The sequence below is a fragment of the Kribbella sp. NPDC023855 genome (assembly GCF_040639475.1).
In the GTDB taxonomy this organism is placed as follows: domain Bacteria; phylum Actinomycetota; class Actinomycetes; order Propionibacteriales; family Kribbellaceae; genus Kribbella.
The window spans coordinates 278,108-293,747 of sequence record NZ_JBFAAA010000006.1; the positions used below are offsets into that span (position 1 = coordinate 278,108).

Consider the following 15,640-nt stretch of genomic DNA (forward strand, 5'->3'; position numbering starts at 1 on the left):
GCGCCCGGCGCCGGAGCGCCGATTGTCGCGTGTGGAGACGGTGGGGAATGCAGAGCAAGCTGGACGTCCAGAAGGCGGAGGTTCTCGCCAAGGCGGTGGCCGCGGGGTCGCACGGCAAGGACCAGTCGGTCGACGCCGGCCGGTTACGGAACTTCCTGGAGCGGTACTACCGCTACGTCGCCGCGGAGGACGTCGCCGCCCGTCAACCGACCGACTGCCTGGGCGCCGCGAAACACCACTACAAGTCCGCGCTGTCCCGGCCGCAGGGCACCGCCAAGGTGCATGTCTTCACCCCGACGGTCGAGGAGCACGGCTGGTCCGCGAACGGCCGGACGGTCGTCGAGATCGTGATCGACGACATGCCCTTCCTGGTCGACAGCGCCTCGATGGTGATCACCGACCACAACCTCGAGCTGCAGCTGCTGGTGCACCCGCAGTTCGTGGTCCGGCGTGACGTCGCCGGCACCCTGCAGGAGGTGCTCGACGACGCGGCCGCCGCGGACGAGCACGACCTGGTCCGGGAGAGCTGGATGCACCTGGAGGTCGAGCGGATCGCCGACCCGGCGGAGCACCGTGAGCTCGAGAACGCGCTGCAGCGGGTGCTGGGCGACGTCCGGGAGGCCGTCGAGGACTGGCCGAAGATGCACGAGAAGGCGGTCTCGATCGCCGAGGACCTCGACGCGTCCAAGCTGCCGGTCAGCGAGAACGAGGTGGAGGAGGCCCGGGAGCTGCTGGAGTGGCTCGCCGACGAGCACTTCACCTTCCTCGGCTACCGCGAGTACAGCTTCACCATGCGCGGTGAGCAGGGCATCCTGCGCGGTGTCCCGGGGACCGGCCTGGGCATCCTGCGGCCGGACCCGAAGCTGGACGAGAACGCCGGTCTGCTGCCGCCGGAGGTGAGTGCCAAGGCCCGGGAGAAGAAGCTGCTGATCCTGACCAAGGCGAACTCCCGCTCGACGGTGCACCGCTCGTCGTACCTGGACTATGTCGGCATCAAGCAGTTCGACGAGAACGGTGAGCCGGTCTCGGAGTGCCGGTTCATCGGGCTGCTCTCCTCCACGGCGTACACCGAGAGCGTCATGCAGGTGCCGGTACTGCGGCGCAAGGCGATCGAACTGTTCGCGCGGACGGGGTTCGACCCCAACAGTCACAGCGGCAAGGGCCTGCTCGACGTACTGGAGACCTACCCCCGCGACGAGCTGCTCCAGGCTCCAGTGGAGGACCTCCTGCCGATCGTGCAGTCCGTGCTGCACCTGCAGGAGCGTCGCGCGGTCAAGCTGTTCGTACGCCGCGACGTGTACAACCGCTACCTGTCCTGCCTGGTCTACCTGCCGCGTGACCGCTACACCACGGCGGTCCGGCTCAAGATGCAGCAGATCCTCAAGGACGCGATCGGCGCCGAGTCGGTCGACTACGCCGCCTACGTGACCGAGTCGGTGCTGGCCCGGGTGCACTTCGTGGTCCGGATGAAGCAGGGCGAGACGGTCGGCGAGTTCGACAACGAGGTGCTCGAGCAGCAGGTGGTCGAGGCGACCCGTGCCTGGCAGGACGACTTCAACGTCGCGCTGCACGAGCAGGGCGGCGACGTGGCCGTCACCAGGATGAGCAGCCAGTACGCGAACGCGTTCCCGGAGGCGTACAAGGAGGATTTCGACGCCCGGATCGCCGTACGCGACGTGTCGATCCTGGACAAGCTGCCCGCCGAGGACGGCCTGGCCATGTCGCTCTACACCCCGATCGACGAGCAGTGGGAGGGGGAGCGCCGCTTCAAGGTCTACCGCACCGGTACTGCGCTGTCGCTGTCCCAGGTGCTCCCGTTGCTGACCCACATGGGTGTCGAGGTGATCGACGAGCGGCCGTACGAGATCCGTCGGCCCTCCGGTACGGCGTACATCTACGACTTCGGTCTCCGGGCGCCCAGTGGCTACGAGGAGCGCGAGGAGTTGCGTGGGCTCTTCTCCGACACGTTCCAGGCGGTGTGGGAAGGCCGTGCGGAGAGCGACAAGCTCAACGCCCTGGTACTGCGCGGCAGCCTCAGCTGGCGCCAGGTCTGCATCCTGCGCGCCTACCAGCGCTACATCCGGCAGGGCGGTACTCCGTTCAGCCAGGACTACATCGAGAACACCTTCCTCAACCACGTCGACGTGGCCAAGCTGCTCGTCCAGCTGTTCGAGACCAGCTTCGACCCGGCGCGCGGCCCGGCCGACGACCCCGCCCGGGTGAATGCGGTGGCCCAGTTGGAGAAGGAGATCGTCGCCGCGCTCGACACGGTGAAGAGCCTGGACGAGGACCGGATCCTGCGGTCCTACCTGACCGTCATCAAGGCGACGCTGCGCACCAACTACTTCCTCCCGGCTGCCGACGGCAGCCCGCGGACGTACATCTCGTTCAAGCTGGAGCCCAAGGCGATCCCGGACCTGCCGCAGCCGCGGCCGGCGTATGAGATCTTCGTGTACTCGCCGCGGGTCGAGGGTGTGCACCTGCGCTTCGGCGCGGTCGCTCGCGGTGGTTTGCGCTGGTCCGACCGGCGTGAGGACTTCCGGACCGAGGTGCTCGGTCTGGTGAAGGCGCAGATGGTGAAGAACTCGGTCATCGTGCCGGTGGGTGCGAAGGGCGGCTTCTACGCCAAGCAGTTGCCGGATCCGGCGGTCGACCGGGACGCGTGGCTGGCCGAGGGCGTCGCGTCGTACAAGACCTTCATCTCCGGGATGCTGGACATCACCGACAACATCGTTGCCGGTGACATCGTTCCGCCGCGCGACGTGGTCCGGTACGACGGTGACGACGCCTACCTGGTCGTTGCCGCCGACAAGGGAACCGCGACGTTCTCGGACATCGCGAACGGGGTCGCCAAGGAGTACGGCTTCTGGCTGGGCGACGCGTTCGCCTCGGGCGGTTCGGTCGGCTACGACCACAAGGCGATGGGCATCACCGCGCGGGGCGCCTGGGAGTCGGTCAAGCGGCACTTCCGCGAGATGGGCCACGACTGCCAGAACGCCGACTTCACTGTCGTCGGCGTTGGCGACATGAGCGGCGACGTGTTCGGCAACGGGATGCTGCTGTCCGAGCACATCCGGCTGATCGCGGCCTTCGACCACCGGCACATCTTCCTCGACCCGTCGCCGGACGCGGCGACGTCGTTCGTGGAGCGGCGCCGGCTGTTCGACCTGCCCCGCTCGTCGTGGGCCGACTACGACGCCTCGCTGATCTCGCCCGGTGGTGGTGTCTACGCGCGGACCGACAAGGCGGTCCCGATCACCGCGGAGGTGCGCGAGGCGCTCGGCCTGGAAGGCAATCCGGCCTCCCTCACGCCGAACGAGCTGATGCAGGCGATCCTCCAGGCACCGGTCGACCTGTTCTGGAACGGCGGCATCGGGACGTACGTGAAGGCCGTGACCGAGTCGCACGCGGACGTCGGCGACAAGGCCAACGACGCGATCCGGATCAACGGTTCCGACCTGCGCGCGCGGGCGGTCGGTGAGGGCGGCAACCTCGGCTTCACCCAGCTCGGCCGGATCGAGTACGCGACCAACGGCGGCCGGATCAACACCGACTTCATCGACAACGTGGCCGGCGTGGACACCTCCGACCACGAGGTGAACATCAAGATCCTGCTCGACAAGGTGGTCGCCGACGGCGACCTGACCGAGAAGCAGCGCAACGACGTGATCGCGTCGATGACCGGCGAGGTCGCCGAGCTGGTGCTGAAGAGCAACTACCGGCAGAACATCGGCCTGGCCAACGCGACCGCGCAGGCCCCGGCGCTGATGCACGTCCACCAGGACTGGGTCCGGCGGCTGGAGAAGCAGGGCCTGCTCGACCGCGAGCTGGAGTTCCTGCCGAGCGTCGCGGAGTTCAAGCGGCGCAAGGCCGAGGGGCGTGGGCTGACCTCGCCCGAGCTGTCGGTGCTGATCGCCTACACCAAGATCGTGCTCGAGGCCGAGCTGCTCAAGACGACGCTGCCCGACGACAAGTACCTGGAAGCCAAGCTGGTCAGCTACTTCCCGAAGGCGATCCAGGACCGGTTCGCCGAGCCGATGAAGTCGCACCAGCTGCGCCGCGAGATCATCACCACCCAGGTGGTGAACGAGTTCATCAACTCCTCCGGGATCACCGCGTACCACCGGCTCTCGCTGGAGACCGGCGGGTCGATCGAGGACGTGGTGCGCGCCAATCTGGCCGCGTCGCGGATCTTCGCCCAGCCCGAGTTGCTGGCCCGCAACGCCGAGCTCGACAACGTGGTGGACGCCCAGACCCAGACCGCTATGCGGCTGGAGACGCGGACACTGGTCGAGCGCGCCACCCGCTGGCTGGTCTCGAACCGTCGGCCCCCGGTCGACATCGCCGACCTGATCGACTTCTTCGCACCGGGCATCGCCAAGCTCACCGCCGCACTTCCCGACGTACTGCGCGGGCGCGAGCTGGCGCTGTTCGAGCAGCGGCGCCAGTCGCTGGTGTCCAACGGCGTACCGGAGGACTTCGCCACCCGGATCGCGGTCCTGCCGCCGGCGTACGCCGCGCTCGGGATCGTGGAGACGGCGGATCGCGACGACCTCGACGTACTGGAGGTCGCCAAGGTGCACTTCGCGCTCGGCGAGCGGTTGCACCTCGGGCAGTTCCTGGAGCGCATCATCGGCCTGCCACGAACGGACCGCTGGCAGACGATGGCCCGGGCGGCCCTTCGCGACGACCTGCACGCCGTGCACGCGCACCTGACGGCCCAGGTCCTGGCGTCGACCGACGCCTCCGCCGAGCCGGAGGACCGCGTCATCAGCTGGCAGGACATGAACGAAACGGCCCTGGCCCGCGCTGCCACGATGATGGAGGAAATCGTCGAAACCGAAGGCCCCGAGCTGGCCCACCTCTCGGTCGGCCTGCGCCTCGTCCGCACCCTGCTCAACACTCAGGCCTGATGTCGTACGACGGAGGAGCAAGCCCCGCGCCTGCTCCTCCGTCGTAGGCTCCCCGGCCGTGGAGCGGGCGATGGCCAGGCGGGAGTTAGGCTTCGGGCGTGGCGAGCCTTGTGGATGTGGTGGGTGGTTGTGAGTATCCGGGGCGCGGGGTGGCGATCGGGCGGGACAGCGACGGGGTGCCGTTCGCGGCGTACTGGCTGACCGGGCGGAGTGCTACGTCCCAGCAGCGTGAGCTCGTGGTGTCGGAGTACGAGATCGTTGTGCAGGATGTCCGGGGTGCCGCGACGGACGAGTTGCGGCATTACACGGCCGCGATCCGTGACGAGGAGTGGGTGATCGTCGGCAACGGCACGCATGTCAGCGAGCTCGCCGGGACGCATGCCGACTGCGTCGACCTCCAGGTGGCTCTGCGGAATCTGGACTACGAACCCGATCCGCCGATCCGTACGCCGCGCATCTTCGCCGGCGCCGTCATTGAGGGGCCTGAACTGCTCGACCTCGTCGTCGGGTCGGCTCGCTCGTACTCCGCTGATCAGGTGCAGCACCCGTCGCTGTTCCTCCGGCGTTCCGAGGAGGCGACGGCCGGCGTGGTCACCACGTACTGCGGTACCGCCGCCGACGTCGTCACCGACGGCTACCCGGTCGTCGTCTCGGTCGACGCGGAGTGGGAAACACTCCCCGACCTCCTCTGGAACCGCCTCGACCCGTCACTCCGGGTCGGCCTCGTGGTCATCCCCCTAGCCACCGAAACCTTCACCCAAGCAATCCTCCGATCCCGCTGACCCCCAGGCCCACCGGCCATCCGAGGTAGGTGGGCTCAGCGTTCGGAGACGATGACGTCGACGGAGTACTGGTCGGCGCGGTAGCAGTGGTCGCCGAACTCGACCGGTGAGCCGTCGGCGTCGTACGCGCTGCGGGTCATCGTGACGAGTGGCTCGGCCTTGGACATGTGCAGCGTCCGGCGCTCCTCGGCGCTCGCGTTGCGGGCACCGATGCGTTGCCGCGCCACCGTCGGGCGGATGCCGCGCGCCCGGAGTACGGCGTACAGGCCGTCGGTCTCGAGTTGCTCGACGGTCAGGTAGTCCATTGCCGGGGGCAACCAGTTGCGCAGGATCGCGAGCGGCTGGTCGCCGGCGTAGCGGAGCCGGACGATCGACACCAGCGGCGTGCCGAGCGGCAGCCCGAGTGCTTCGGCAGCGCGATCGTCCTGCGCCGAAGAGACCAGCGACAGTACGTCGGTGCGCGGGGTGCGGCCTTCGCGGATCAGGTCGTCGTACAGGCTGGTCAGTTCGGCGCGGCGGTGCACCATCTGGTTCGCGACGGTGGTGCCGATGCCGCGGCGGCGGACCAGCAGGCCCTTGTTGACCAGTTCGGAGATCGCCCGGCGAACCGTCGGCCGGGACAGGCTGAGCCGGTCGGACATCGCCAGCTCGTTCTCGAACGCGTCACCCGGCCGCAGGGTGCCGTCGCTGATGGCAGCGGTCAGCTGTTCGGCGAGCTGGTGATAGAGCGGCACCGGGCTCGACCGATCGATCTGGATCGGCAGGGCGGCCATGCTGGGATGTTACAGGAAGGAGGTTTGTATGTCCCAACGTGAAAATGTGCTTACAAAGTATTGACACCTTTCCCGCGGGCGGCGAAGCTGACGACGCGAACCAGCACCGCGGGTGGCAGGGCCGGCGGGTACTCACGAGCGCCTTGACGAGAGGGCACACAGGATGCGAATCGGGTTGGCCGGGACCGGGCGGATCGGGGCGTTCCACGCCGCGACGCTGAAGAGCCTGGCGGCGGTGGAGCAGGTCGTCGTGACGGATGTCGACGCGAGCCGGGCGGAGCTGGTCGCCAAGGATCTCGGGCTCGAGTTCGCGCCTGATGTCGACGCCTTGCTGAGCAGCGGGCTGGACGGCTTTGTCATCGCCGCGGCCACCTCCGCACACGCCGCGTTGATCGAGCAAGCCGTCGCTGCCGGGATCACCACCTTCTGCGAGAAGCCGGTGGCGACCGATCTCGGCGACACCCAGCGGATCGTCGAGCTGGTCGAGGCGTCGGACGTGCCGGTGCACATCGGTTTCCAGCGCCGCTTCGACGCCGGTTACCGTACGGCGCGGGAGCAGGTCGCCAGTGGCGGGCTCGGCTTCATCCACCACATTCGCGCGAACACCAACGATGCCTTCCCGCCGCCGCAGGAGTACATCCCGACCAGTGGCGGCTTCTTCCGCGACTGCACGGTGCACGACTTCGACATCATCCGGTTCGTCACCGGTCGCGAGGTGGTCAGCGTCTACGCCACCGGCGCGAACCGTGGCGAGCCCTTCTTCGGCGAGTACGGCGATGTCGACGCGGCCGCGGCTCTGCTGACACTCGACGACAACACCTTCGTCTCGGTCAGTGGCACCCGCTACAACGCGGCGGGCCACGACGTGCGGATGGAGGTGCTCGGCTCGCTCGGCTCGATCGCGGTCGGGCTGGACGAACACACCGCCCTGCGCTCGGCCGAGCCCGGCGTCACCTTCCCCGGTGGTCAGGCGCACGCCACGTTCATGGACCGTTTCCGTCCTGCCTACGTCGCCGAGCTGACCGCCTTCACCGAGGTCGTCGCCGGCAACCGCGAGGTGCCCTGTACGGTCCGCGACGCCCTCCAGGCCTTCCGCATCGCCGACGCCTGCGAACTGTCCCGTCACGAGAACCGCGTTGTTTCCTTGGAGGAGATCGGCCGATGAGTGAGCTTGCTGCCAGGATTGCCGGAGCGCCCATCTCCTGGGGTGTCTGCGAGGTCCCGGGCTGGGGGTGGCAGTACGACCCGGCCACGGTGCTGGCGCAGATGCGTGAGGTGGGGATCGCCGCGACCGAGTTCGGGCCGGACGGGTTCCTGCCGGACGACCCGGCCGAGAAGGCGAAGGCGCTCGCGGATCTCGGGTTGCGGGCGGTCGGCGGGTTCGTGCCCGTAGTACTGCATGATCCGTTGCACGACCCCTCTGCTGAGGTTGCTCGCGCGTTGGAGGGCTTTGTCGCTGCCGGTGCGAGCACGCTGGTGCTTGCCGCGGCGACGGGACAGGACGGGTACGACGGACGTCCGGTGCTCGACTCGGTCGGCTGGAACACGTTGCTGGCCAACCTCGACTCGCTCGCCGCGCTCGCCGCGAAGCAGGGCATCACGGCGACGCTGCACCCGCACGTCGGCACGATGATCGAGAACGCGGAGGACGTCGACCGGGTACTGCGTGGCTCCACGATCGGGCTCACCCTCGACACCGGCCATCTGCTGATCGGTGGGGTCGACCCGGTCGCGCTGGCGCTGGAGCACACGTCGCGGATCCTGCACACGCACTTGAAGGACGTCGACGCTTCGTGGGCAGCTCGGGTGCAGTCGGGTGAGGTCAGCTACACGGACGCAGTACGGGCTGGGATGTACCGGCCGTTGGGTGGTGGCGACATCGATCTGACCGCGATCGTGTCCGCGCTGGAGAAGTCGGGGTACGACGGGTGGTATGTGCTGGAGCAGGACACGATTCTGGCTGAGCGTCCCTCGGACGACGGGCCGCTGGCCGACGTGCGGGCCAGTGTCGAGCATCTGCGCCGGATCGCCGAGGCGGTCTGATGGCTGACGACGTACTCACCATCGGGCGGATCGGGGTCGACCTGTATCCGCTGCAGACCGGGACGAAGCTGGAGGATGTCGAGAGCTTCGGCAAGTTCCTTGGCGGTAGTGCGACCAACGTCGCTGTCGCGGCCGCGAAGCACGGGCGGAAGTCGGCGGTGATCAGCCGGACCGGCAACGATCCGTTCGGCACCTTCATCCACCGGACGCTGCTGGAGCTGGGCGTCGACGACCGGTTCGTCACGCCGGTGGAAGGGCTGCCGACGCCGATCACGTTCTGCGAGATCTTCCCGCCGGACAACTTTCCGCTGTACTTCTACCGGTTCCCGAAGGCGCCTGATCTGGTGATCAACCCGTCGGAGCTGGACCTGCAGGCGATCAAGGACGCGTCGATCTACTGGTCGACGGTGACCGGGTTGTCGGCCGAACCGAGCCGGACCGCGCACTTCACCGCGTGGGAGGCGCGCGAGCGGCGGCCGTTGACCGTGCTCGACCTGGACTACCGGCCGATGTTCTGGGCGGATCCGAGTGAGGCGCACGAGCAAGTCAACCGGGCCCTGCAGCACTGCACGGTTGCCGTAGGCAACCGTGAGGAGTGCGAGGTGGCGGTCGGCGAGACCGACCCGGACAAGGCGGCCCAGGCGCTGCTCGACCGCGGGCTGGACCTGGCGGTTGTGAAGCAAGGGCCGAAGGGGACGCTGGCCCGGACACGCGACGAGCGCGTCGAGGTGCCGCCGTTCCCGGTCGAGGTGGTCAACGGCCTCGGCGCCGGCGACGGCTTCGGCGGCGCACTCTGCCACGGCCTCTTGGCAGGCTGGCCATTGGAGAAGGTGATCCGCTTCGCAAACATCGCCGGCGCCATCGTCGCCTCCCGCCTCGAATGCTCCACCGCCATGCCCACCGAATCCGAGGTCCTCACCTTGCTAGGTGATCCCGCATGACCCCCACCGCAAGCAGACCGAGCGAACGCGACGGCGATCCCGCCGTGCACCCCGCGCCCTTCGGTGCACCCCGCCAAGGCGAGGCCGTCGGCGGCGAACCACGTGACGGCGGGGCTGCGGTGCCAGCCGCGCACCACGGCGGCGAACCCAGCACTCCCACTCCGTCCTCGAGTCGTCTTGGCGACCTGCGGTCCGGTGGCGACCTGGCGAGTGGGGTGAATTTGACGGAGATTCGGGTGCGGCATCCGGAGCGGATTGCTGAGGCTTGGCAGCAGCGGCGGCGGCGGGAGTTGGTGGGGGATGATGGGCGGCTGCTGATTGTCGCGGCCGACCACCCGGCCCGGGGCGCACTCGGCGTGCGAGGTGACCAGTTCGCGATGGCGAGCCGGCCGGGGCTGATCGACCGGCTCTGTACTGCGCTTCGTCGGCCCGGCGTCGACGGTGTGCTGGCGACTCCCGACGTGCTCGAAGACCTGCTGCTGTTGGGCGCGCTCGAAGGCAAGGTCGTCATCGGGTCGATGAACCGTGGCGGGCTGCAAGGCGCGTCGTTCGAGCTGGACGACCGGTTCACGGCTTACGGTACGGCGGATGACATCGCCGCACGCAGGCTGGACGGCGGCAAGATGCTGACCCGGATCTGCCTGGAGGACGCCGGTACTGCGGCGACACTGGAGAGCAGCGCCCGCGCTGTGACGGAACTCGCCGAACGCAAACTGATGGCGATGGTCGAACCGTTCTGGTCAGTCCGCCGCGATGGCCGAGTGACGAACCTGCTCGACCCCGACTCGGTGATCAGGTCGGTGCACATCGCCTCCGGGCTCGGCGCCACCAGCGCGTACACCTGGCTCAAACTGCCGGTCGTCGACGACCTGGACCGGGTGATGGAGGCAACGACTCTGCCCACTCTGCTGCTCGGCGGCGACCCGACCGTAGCCCCGGAAGAGACCTACGCCTCCTGGGGCAAGGCGCTGAGCCTCCCATCGGTCCGAGGCCTGGTAGTAGGCCGCGCACTCCTCTTCCCACCCGACGGCAACGTAGCCGCCGCAGTAGACCAAGCCGCCACCCTCGTCCACGGAGGCGCCGTATGACTGAATGGTTCAGGCCCGCCGGTTCCACGGCGCGGGATGGGTTCGATGTGATGGTCAGTCCGGGGGAGGAGGGCTGGGAGCACACCGGGTTGTACGTCGCGACGTTGCAGGCGGGACAGTCGGTTGAGATCGAGACAGGGGAGTGCGAGTGGCTCGTGCTGCCGTTGTCCGGATCCGCAGAGGTCGTCGTCAGTGGTGAGACCGTGCCGCTCGGCGGTCGTGCCGACGTGTTCGCCGGTCCGACTGACCTCGCCTACGTACCGCGGGGCACCAGGATGGCGGTTGTCAGCGCCGGTGGTGCCCGGATCGCCTTCCCGCACGCCCGTGCCGCCTCGGACTATCCGTTCCGCCGGATCGGCGTCGAGCAGGTCGAGACCGAACTCCGTGGCGCGGGTGTCGCCTCCCGGCAGGTGCGCAACTTCGGCACGCCGGCGGTGCTCGAGGCTGACTCGATCATCGCGTGCGAGGTGCTCACCCCGGCCGGGAACTGGTCGTCGTACCCGCCGCACAAGCACGACGAGCACAAGCCTGGCAAGGAGAGTGAGCTCGAGGAGATCTACTACTTCGAGCTCCAGGTCTCCGACGCCGCCCCTGAGGTTGTCAAGGGCAACGACCCGATCGGTTACCAGCGGGTCTACGGCACCGAAGACCGCCCCATCGACGTACTGGCTGAAGTGCGTGGTGGGGACCTGGTGCTGGTGCCTCATGGTTGGCATGGTCCGGCGATGGCGCCTCCTGGTTACGACATGTACTACCTGAACGTGATGGCCGGCCCCGGCACCGAACGCGAGTGGCTGATCAGCGACGACCCCCAGCACGGCTGGGTCCGCGAACTGTGGAAGACCGAGCAGATCGACCCCCGCCTCCCCTTCGGAGCGCGCTGATGGCGACCGCGACGCACTCCGGCGCACCCGCGACGGCGGTCAGCGTGGCCGGGATGCCCGGGACGGCCGGGGTGGCCAGCATGGCCGGGATGCCCGGCACGGCCGACGTGGCCGGCATGGCCGGGATGCCCGGCATGGCCGGGGTGGCCGGCGTGGCCAGGGTGCTCGGCATGGCCGGTGTGACCGGTGTGAGCGGTACGGCCGGTGTGACCGGTGTGAGCGGTATGGCCGGTGTGAGTGGTATGGCTGGCGATCTGGGAACGGCTTCGGGTTCGGCTGTTGGGTTTGGGATGGGTGAAGTGATGACGACGGGTTGCGGAGGAGAACTATGACGGTGCGTCTCACGGTCGCGCAGGCGCTGGTGCGATTCCTGGGCGTCCAGTACTCGGAGCGCGACGGCCAGCGGCAGAAGCTGTTCGCAGGCTGTTTCGGCATCTTCGGGCACGGCAACGTGGCCGGTCTCGGTCAGGCGTTGCTGCAGTCGGAACTCGACGACCCCGAAGCACTGCCGTACATCCTCGCCCGCAACGAGCAGGCGATGGTGCACAGCGCCGCCGCGTTCGCCCGGACCCGCGACCGCCTACAGACCTATGCCTGTACGGCGAGCATCGGCCCCGGCTCGACCAACATGATCACCGGCGCGGCATTGGCCACAGTCAACCGGCTACCAGTCCTCCTCCTTCCGTCGGACGTATTCAGCACCCGGGTCGCGACACCCGTGTTGCAGGAACTCGAGAGCACCACGGCGGGCGACGTGTCCGTCAACGACGCCTTCCGCCCGGTCTCGAAGTACTTCGACCGGGTTTGGCGTCCGGAGCAATTGCCGTCGGCGCTCCTGAACGCGATGCGCGTGCTGACCGACCCGGTGGAGACCGGCGCGGTCACGATCGCCCTCCCGCAGGACGTGCAGGCGGAGGCGTTCGACTGGCCCGAGGAACTGTTCGCCGAGCGCACCTGGTACCTCGCGCGTCCATTGCCTGAGGCATCTATGGTCGAAAAGGCCGCGGAGCTGATCCGGTCTTCGCAGCGCCCACTGATCGTCGCAGGCGGTGGCGTCGCCTACTCCCGCGCGCAGGACGCTTTGCGTGAGTTCGCCGAGCAAACCGGCATCCCGGTGGCGGAAAGCCAAGCAGGCAAGGGATCTCTGCGCTACGACCATCCGCAGTCGGTTGGCGCGGTCGGGTCCACGGGGACGACGGCCGCGAACGCGCTGGCCCGCGAGGCCGACCTGGTGATCGGTATCGGCACCCGTTACGCCGACTTCACCACCGCCTCGCGGACGGCCTTCCAGAACCCGGATGTGCGGTTCGTCAACATCAACGTGGCGCGCTTCGACGGTGGCAAACATGCTGGCCTCCCTGTAGTTGCCGATGCCCGGGAAGCCCTTGTTTCGTTGGCTTCCGCGATCGGTGAGTGGTCTGTGCAGGACCAGTACAGAACGCTGACCGCCGAGCTCGCAACCCAGTGGGACGCGATTGTGGACAACACGTACAACCCGTCCACAGAGGTGACAGGGCAACTGGCCGCGGGGCTGCTCACCCAAGGCGAGGTCCTGGGTGCCGTCAACGAATTGTCGGCGCCGTCTGATGTGGTGGTGTGCGCAGCCGGTTCGATGCCGGGCGACCTGCACAAACTCTGGCGGACTCGCGACCCGAAGGGATACCACGTCGAATATGGCTACTCCTGCATGGGTTACGAGATCGCCGGCGGCCTCGGGGTTCGCCTCGGCGCACCCGAGCGCGACGTCTTCGTCCTGGTCGGCGACGGGTCGTACCTGATGATGTCGAGCGAACTGGTCACCGCCGTCCAGGAGAACCTGAAGATCATCGTCGTCCTGGTGCAGAACCACGGCTTCGCCTCGATCGGCGCACTGTCCGAATCCCTTGGCTCACAACGGTTCGGTACGGCGTACCGGCGGCGCGGTGGTGACGGCCGGCTGGACGGCGACTACCTCCCGGTCGACCTGGCCGCCAACGTGCGCAGCCTCGGCGTCGAGGTGCTCGACGTGAACAGCCGCGCCGAGCTGGAGAAGGCCATCGGTACTGCGAAGGCCGCCGACGGCCCGATCGCGATCCACGTGAGAACAGACCCGCTGATCGGCGCACCGAGTAGTGAGTCGTGGTGGGACGTGCCGGTCAGCCAGGTGTCCGATCTGGACTCGACGCGGACCGCCTCGGCGGAGTACGAGGAATCCAAGAAGGCCCAGCGGCCGTACTTGGCCCCAATCGAAGGAGACAGCCATGGGTAGGGTCACCGTCGGAAGTGCACCCGACTCGTGGGGCGTCTGGTTTGCGAACGACGATCAGCAGACTCCCTGGGAGCGGTTCCTCGATGAGGTCGCCGCAGCCGGTTACCGGCGAATCGAGCTGGGTCCGTACGGCTACCTGCCGACCGACCCTGCCCGCCTGAAAGAGGAGTTGGACAAGCGCGGCCTCGAGGTGACGGCCGGCACGATCTTCGAAGGCCTGCACCGGCCGGACTCATGGGATTCCACCTGGCGCGACGTCTCTGCTGCCGCCGAGCTGGCCGCGGCGATGGGCGCGCGGCATCTGGTCGTCATCCCGTCGATGTGGCGCGGTGCGAACGGTGAGATCGTCGAGCCACGGCTGGACCACGAGGGGCAGGCGAGGCACGGCCGGCAGGTGACCGAGCTGGGTCGGCGGATCGCCGCGGAGTACGGGTTGAGGACGCAGTTCCATCCGCACGCGGACGGGCATGTGGAAAGCCAGGAGACCGTTGAGCGCTTCCTCGCCGAGACCGACGGGGAGTACGTCAATCTCTGCCTGGACACCGGCCACATCAGCTACTGCGGCGGCGACAACCTGGAACTCATCCGCAAGTACCCCGAGCGCATCGGCTACGTGCACCTGAAGCAGGTCGACCCCGCGGTGCTTGCGCAGGTCGAGGCAGACGGCGTGGGGTTCGACGAGGCGGTCCGGCGCGGGGTGATGTGCGAGCCGCCGCTGGGCGTGCCCGAACTGCCACCGCTGCTGCAAGCGCTCTCCGAGCTGGACGCCGAGCTGTTCGCGATCGTCGAGCAGGACATGTATCCGTGTCCGCCCGACGTGCCGCTGCCGATCGCGGAGCGGACCCTGGCTTACTTGAAGACCCACGGGGGTGGTGTATCCGTTTGACGACCAGCAGAGTAAAGCTCTCTGGTCACACCCACACGCCGCGGCGTTACCGCGGAACGTCTGAAAGGCTGGTTGGTAGTCATGGTTCGGTGGCAGAAGAAGGCGGTGGCCACGGGAGCGGCGCTCGTGCTCGTCGCGGCACTGGGTGCCTGTAGTTCCTCCGGCGGTAAGAAGGAGGAAGAGAAGGCGAGCGGTTCGGGCGGGAACGTCGCGACCACGCCCCGGATGAAGGTGGCGTTGATCACGCACTCCAAGCCGGGTGACACCTTCTGGGACATCGTCCGCCGCGGTGCCGAAGCCGCCGCGCAGAAGGACAACATCGAGCTGCAGTACTCCTCCGACCCGGACGGCGCCGGGCAGGCCAACCTGGTGCAGACCGCGATCGACTCGAAGGTCGACGGCATCGCGGTCACCCTGAACAAGCCGGACGCGGTGATTCCGAACGTCAAGAAGGCGGTCGCGGCAGGGATCCCGGTGACCGTCCTCAACGGTGGCCTGGATACCTGGAAGACCTCCGGTGCGGTCGGGTACTTCGGCCAGGACGAGCAGATCGCCGGACAGGCGACCGGTGAGAAGCTCAAGGCTCTCGGTGCCAAGAAGGTCATTTGCGTCATCCACGAGCAGGGCAACGTGAGCCTCGAGGCCCGCTGCCAGGGCATCAAGGACAAGTTCGGCGCGGTCGAGAACCTGAACGTCGATGGCGCCGACCAGCCCGGGACGCAGGCGACGATCACGTCGAAGCTGCAGCAGGACAAGGCCGCCGACTACGTCGTCGCGCTGAACGCCGGCGTCGCCCTGACCGCGGTGCAGGCTGCCAAGGACGCTAGTTCGTCGGCGAAGATCGGCAGCTTCGACATGAGCAAGGAGATGGCCAAGGCGGTCAAGGACGGGACGGTGGACTTCGCGGTCGACCAGCAGCCGTACCTCCAGGGCTACCTGGCGGTCGACGCGATCTGGCTGAACAAGACCAACGGCAACACGATCGGCGGTGGCGAGGCCACGCTCACCGGCCCGGCGTTCATCGACAAGACGAACATCGAGGCCGTCGAGAAGTACGCCACGGCCGGAACGCGCTGAGGTAC

General features: G+C 68.0%; 12 protein-coding genes. 11 read left to right on the plus strand and 1 reads right to left on the minus strand.

Features of this window, described 5'->3' with window-relative positions:
* Positions 1-47 precede the first annotated feature (47 nt).
* Together AB0F51_RS22965 and AB0F51_RS22970 are read left to right on the plus strand one after the other, a co-directional pair.
* Positions 48-4,913 (plus strand): NAD-glutamate dehydrogenase, encoded by a 4,866-nt coding sequence (locus tag AB0F51_RS22965; protein WP_360283066.1) that lies wholly within the window; start codon positions 48-50, stop codon positions 4,911-4,913.
* A 98-nt stretch (positions 4,914-5,011) separates the two neighbouring features.
* Complete coding sequence (locus AB0F51_RS22970) at positions 5,012-5,695, plus strand: IMP cyclohydrolase (RefSeq protein ID WP_360283068.1); 684 nt, start codon at positions 5,012-5,014, stop codon at positions 5,693-5,695.
* Between the two features lie 35 nt (positions 5,696-5,730).
* On the opposite strand, the gene AB0F51_RS22975 is transcribed toward AB0F51_RS22970, so the two are convergent.
* On the minus strand, positions 5,731-6,468 hold the full coding sequence (locus AB0F51_RS22975) for a GntR family transcriptional regulator (RefSeq protein WP_360283070.1): 738 nt from the start codon (positions 6,466-6,468) through the stop codon (positions 5,731-5,733).
* Between the two features lie 163 nt (positions 6,469-6,631).
* On the opposite strand from AB0F51_RS22975, the gene AB0F51_RS22980 reads away from it, so the two are divergent.
* The 9 genes from AB0F51_RS22980 to AB0F51_RS23020 all read left to right on the plus strand — a co-directional run bounded on the left by AB0F51_RS22980 (position 6,632) and on the right by AB0F51_RS23020 (position 15,635).
* Positions 6,632-7,633: a Gfo/Idh/MocA family oxidoreductase gene (locus AB0F51_RS22980; RefSeq protein WP_360283072.1), complete on the plus strand. Its 1,002-nt coding sequence runs from the start codon at positions 6,632-6,634 to the stop codon at positions 7,631-7,633.
* On the plus strand, positions 7,630-8,511 hold the full coding sequence (locus tag AB0F51_RS22985; RefSeq protein WP_360283074.1) for a sugar phosphate isomerase/epimerase: 882 nt from the start codon (positions 7,630-7,632) through the stop codon (positions 8,509-8,511). The genes AB0F51_RS22980 and AB0F51_RS22985 overlap by 4 nt, the downstream gene beginning before the upstream one ends.
* A complete protein-coding gene (gene iolC / locus AB0F51_RS22990) occupies positions 8,511-9,452 on the plus strand; it encodes a 5-dehydro-2-deoxygluconokinase (RefSeq protein ID WP_360283076.1) in 942 nt (313 codons plus the stop codon). The genes AB0F51_RS22985 and iolC overlap by 1 nt, the downstream gene beginning before the upstream one ends.
* A 215-nt stretch (positions 9,453-9,667) precedes the next feature.
* The gene (locus AB0F51_RS22995; RefSeq protein ID WP_360283471.1) at positions 9,668-10,540 is read left to right on the plus strand and encodes a deoxyribose-phosphate aldolase; all 873 of its coding nucleotides are present in this window, start codon (positions 9,668-9,670) and stop codon (positions 10,538-10,540) included.
* Entirely contained in the window at positions 10,537-11,424 is an 888-nt protein-coding gene (gene iolB, locus AB0F51_RS23000; RefSeq protein ID WP_360283078.1) for a 5-deoxy-glucuronate isomerase, read from the plus strand. Before AB0F51_RS22995 ends, iolB begins: the two co-directional genes overlap by 4 nt.
* Positions 11,424-11,756: a hypothetical protein gene (locus AB0F51_RS23005; protein ID WP_360283080.1), complete on the plus strand. Its 333-nt coding sequence runs from the start codon at positions 11,424-11,426 to the stop codon at positions 11,754-11,756. Before iolB ends, AB0F51_RS23005 begins: the two co-directional genes overlap by 1 nt.
* Positions 11,753-13,672 carry a 3D-(3,5/4)-trihydroxycyclohexane-1,2-dione acylhydrolase (decyclizing) gene (gene iolD, locus AB0F51_RS23010; protein WP_360283082.1) on the plus strand — a complete coding sequence of 640 codons (1,920 nt, stop codon included), beginning with the start codon at positions 11,753-11,755 and terminating at the stop codon, positions 13,670-13,672. The genes AB0F51_RS23005 and iolD overlap by 4 nt, the downstream gene beginning before the upstream one ends.
* Positions 13,665-14,558 (plus strand): TIM barrel protein, encoded by an 894-nt coding sequence (locus tag AB0F51_RS23015; protein ID WP_360283084.1) that lies wholly within the window; start codon positions 13,665-13,667, stop codon positions 14,556-14,558. The genes iolD and AB0F51_RS23015 overlap by 8 nt, the downstream gene beginning before the upstream one ends.
* 81 nt (positions 14,559-14,639) lie before the next feature.
* Entirely contained in the window at positions 14,640-15,635 is a 996-nt protein-coding gene (locus AB0F51_RS23020; protein ID WP_360283086.1) for a substrate-binding domain-containing protein, read from the plus strand.
* The last annotated feature ends 5 nt before the right edge of the window (positions 15,636-15,640 follow it).

Bases quoted from the DNA above. Each gene is read 5' to 3' on its own strand.
- AB0F51_RS22965 (WP_360283066.1), top strand. From the start codon at position 48: ATGCAGAGCAAGCTGGACGTCCAGAAGGCGGAGGTTCTCGCCAAGGCG.
- AB0F51_RS22975 (WP_360283070.1), bottom strand. From the start codon at position 6,468: ATGGCCGCCCTGCCGATCCAGATCGATCGGTCGAGCCCGGTGCCGCTC.
- AB0F51_RS22980 (WP_360283072.1), top strand. From the start codon at position 6,632: ATGCGAATCGGGTTGGCCGGGACCGGGCGGATCGGGGCGTTCCACGCC.
- AB0F51_RS22985 (WP_360283074.1), top strand. From the start codon at position 7,630: ATGAGTGAGCTTGCTGCCAGGATTGCCGGAGCGCCCATCTCCTGGGGT.
- iolC (WP_360283076.1), top strand. From the start codon at position 8,511: ATGGCTGACGACGTACTCACCATCGGGCGGATCGGGGTCGACCTGTAT.
- iolB (WP_360283078.1), top strand. From the start codon at position 10,537: ATGACTGAATGGTTCAGGCCCGCCGGTTCCACGGCGCGGGATGGGTTC.
- AB0F51_RS23005 (WP_360283080.1), top strand. From the start codon at position 11,424: ATGGCGACCGCGACGCACTCCGGCGCACCCGCGACGGCGGTCAGCGTG.
- iolD (WP_360283082.1), top strand. From the start codon at position 11,753: ATGACGGTGCGTCTCACGGTCGCGCAGGCGCTGGTGCGATTCCTGGGC.
- AB0F51_RS23015 (WP_360283084.1), top strand. From the start codon at position 13,665: ATGGGTAGGGTCACCGTCGGAAGTGCACCCGACTCGTGGGGCGTCTGG.
- AB0F51_RS23020 (WP_360283086.1), top strand. From the start codon at position 14,640: ATGGTTCGGTGGCAGAAGAAGGCGGTGGCCACGGGAGCGGCGCTCGTG.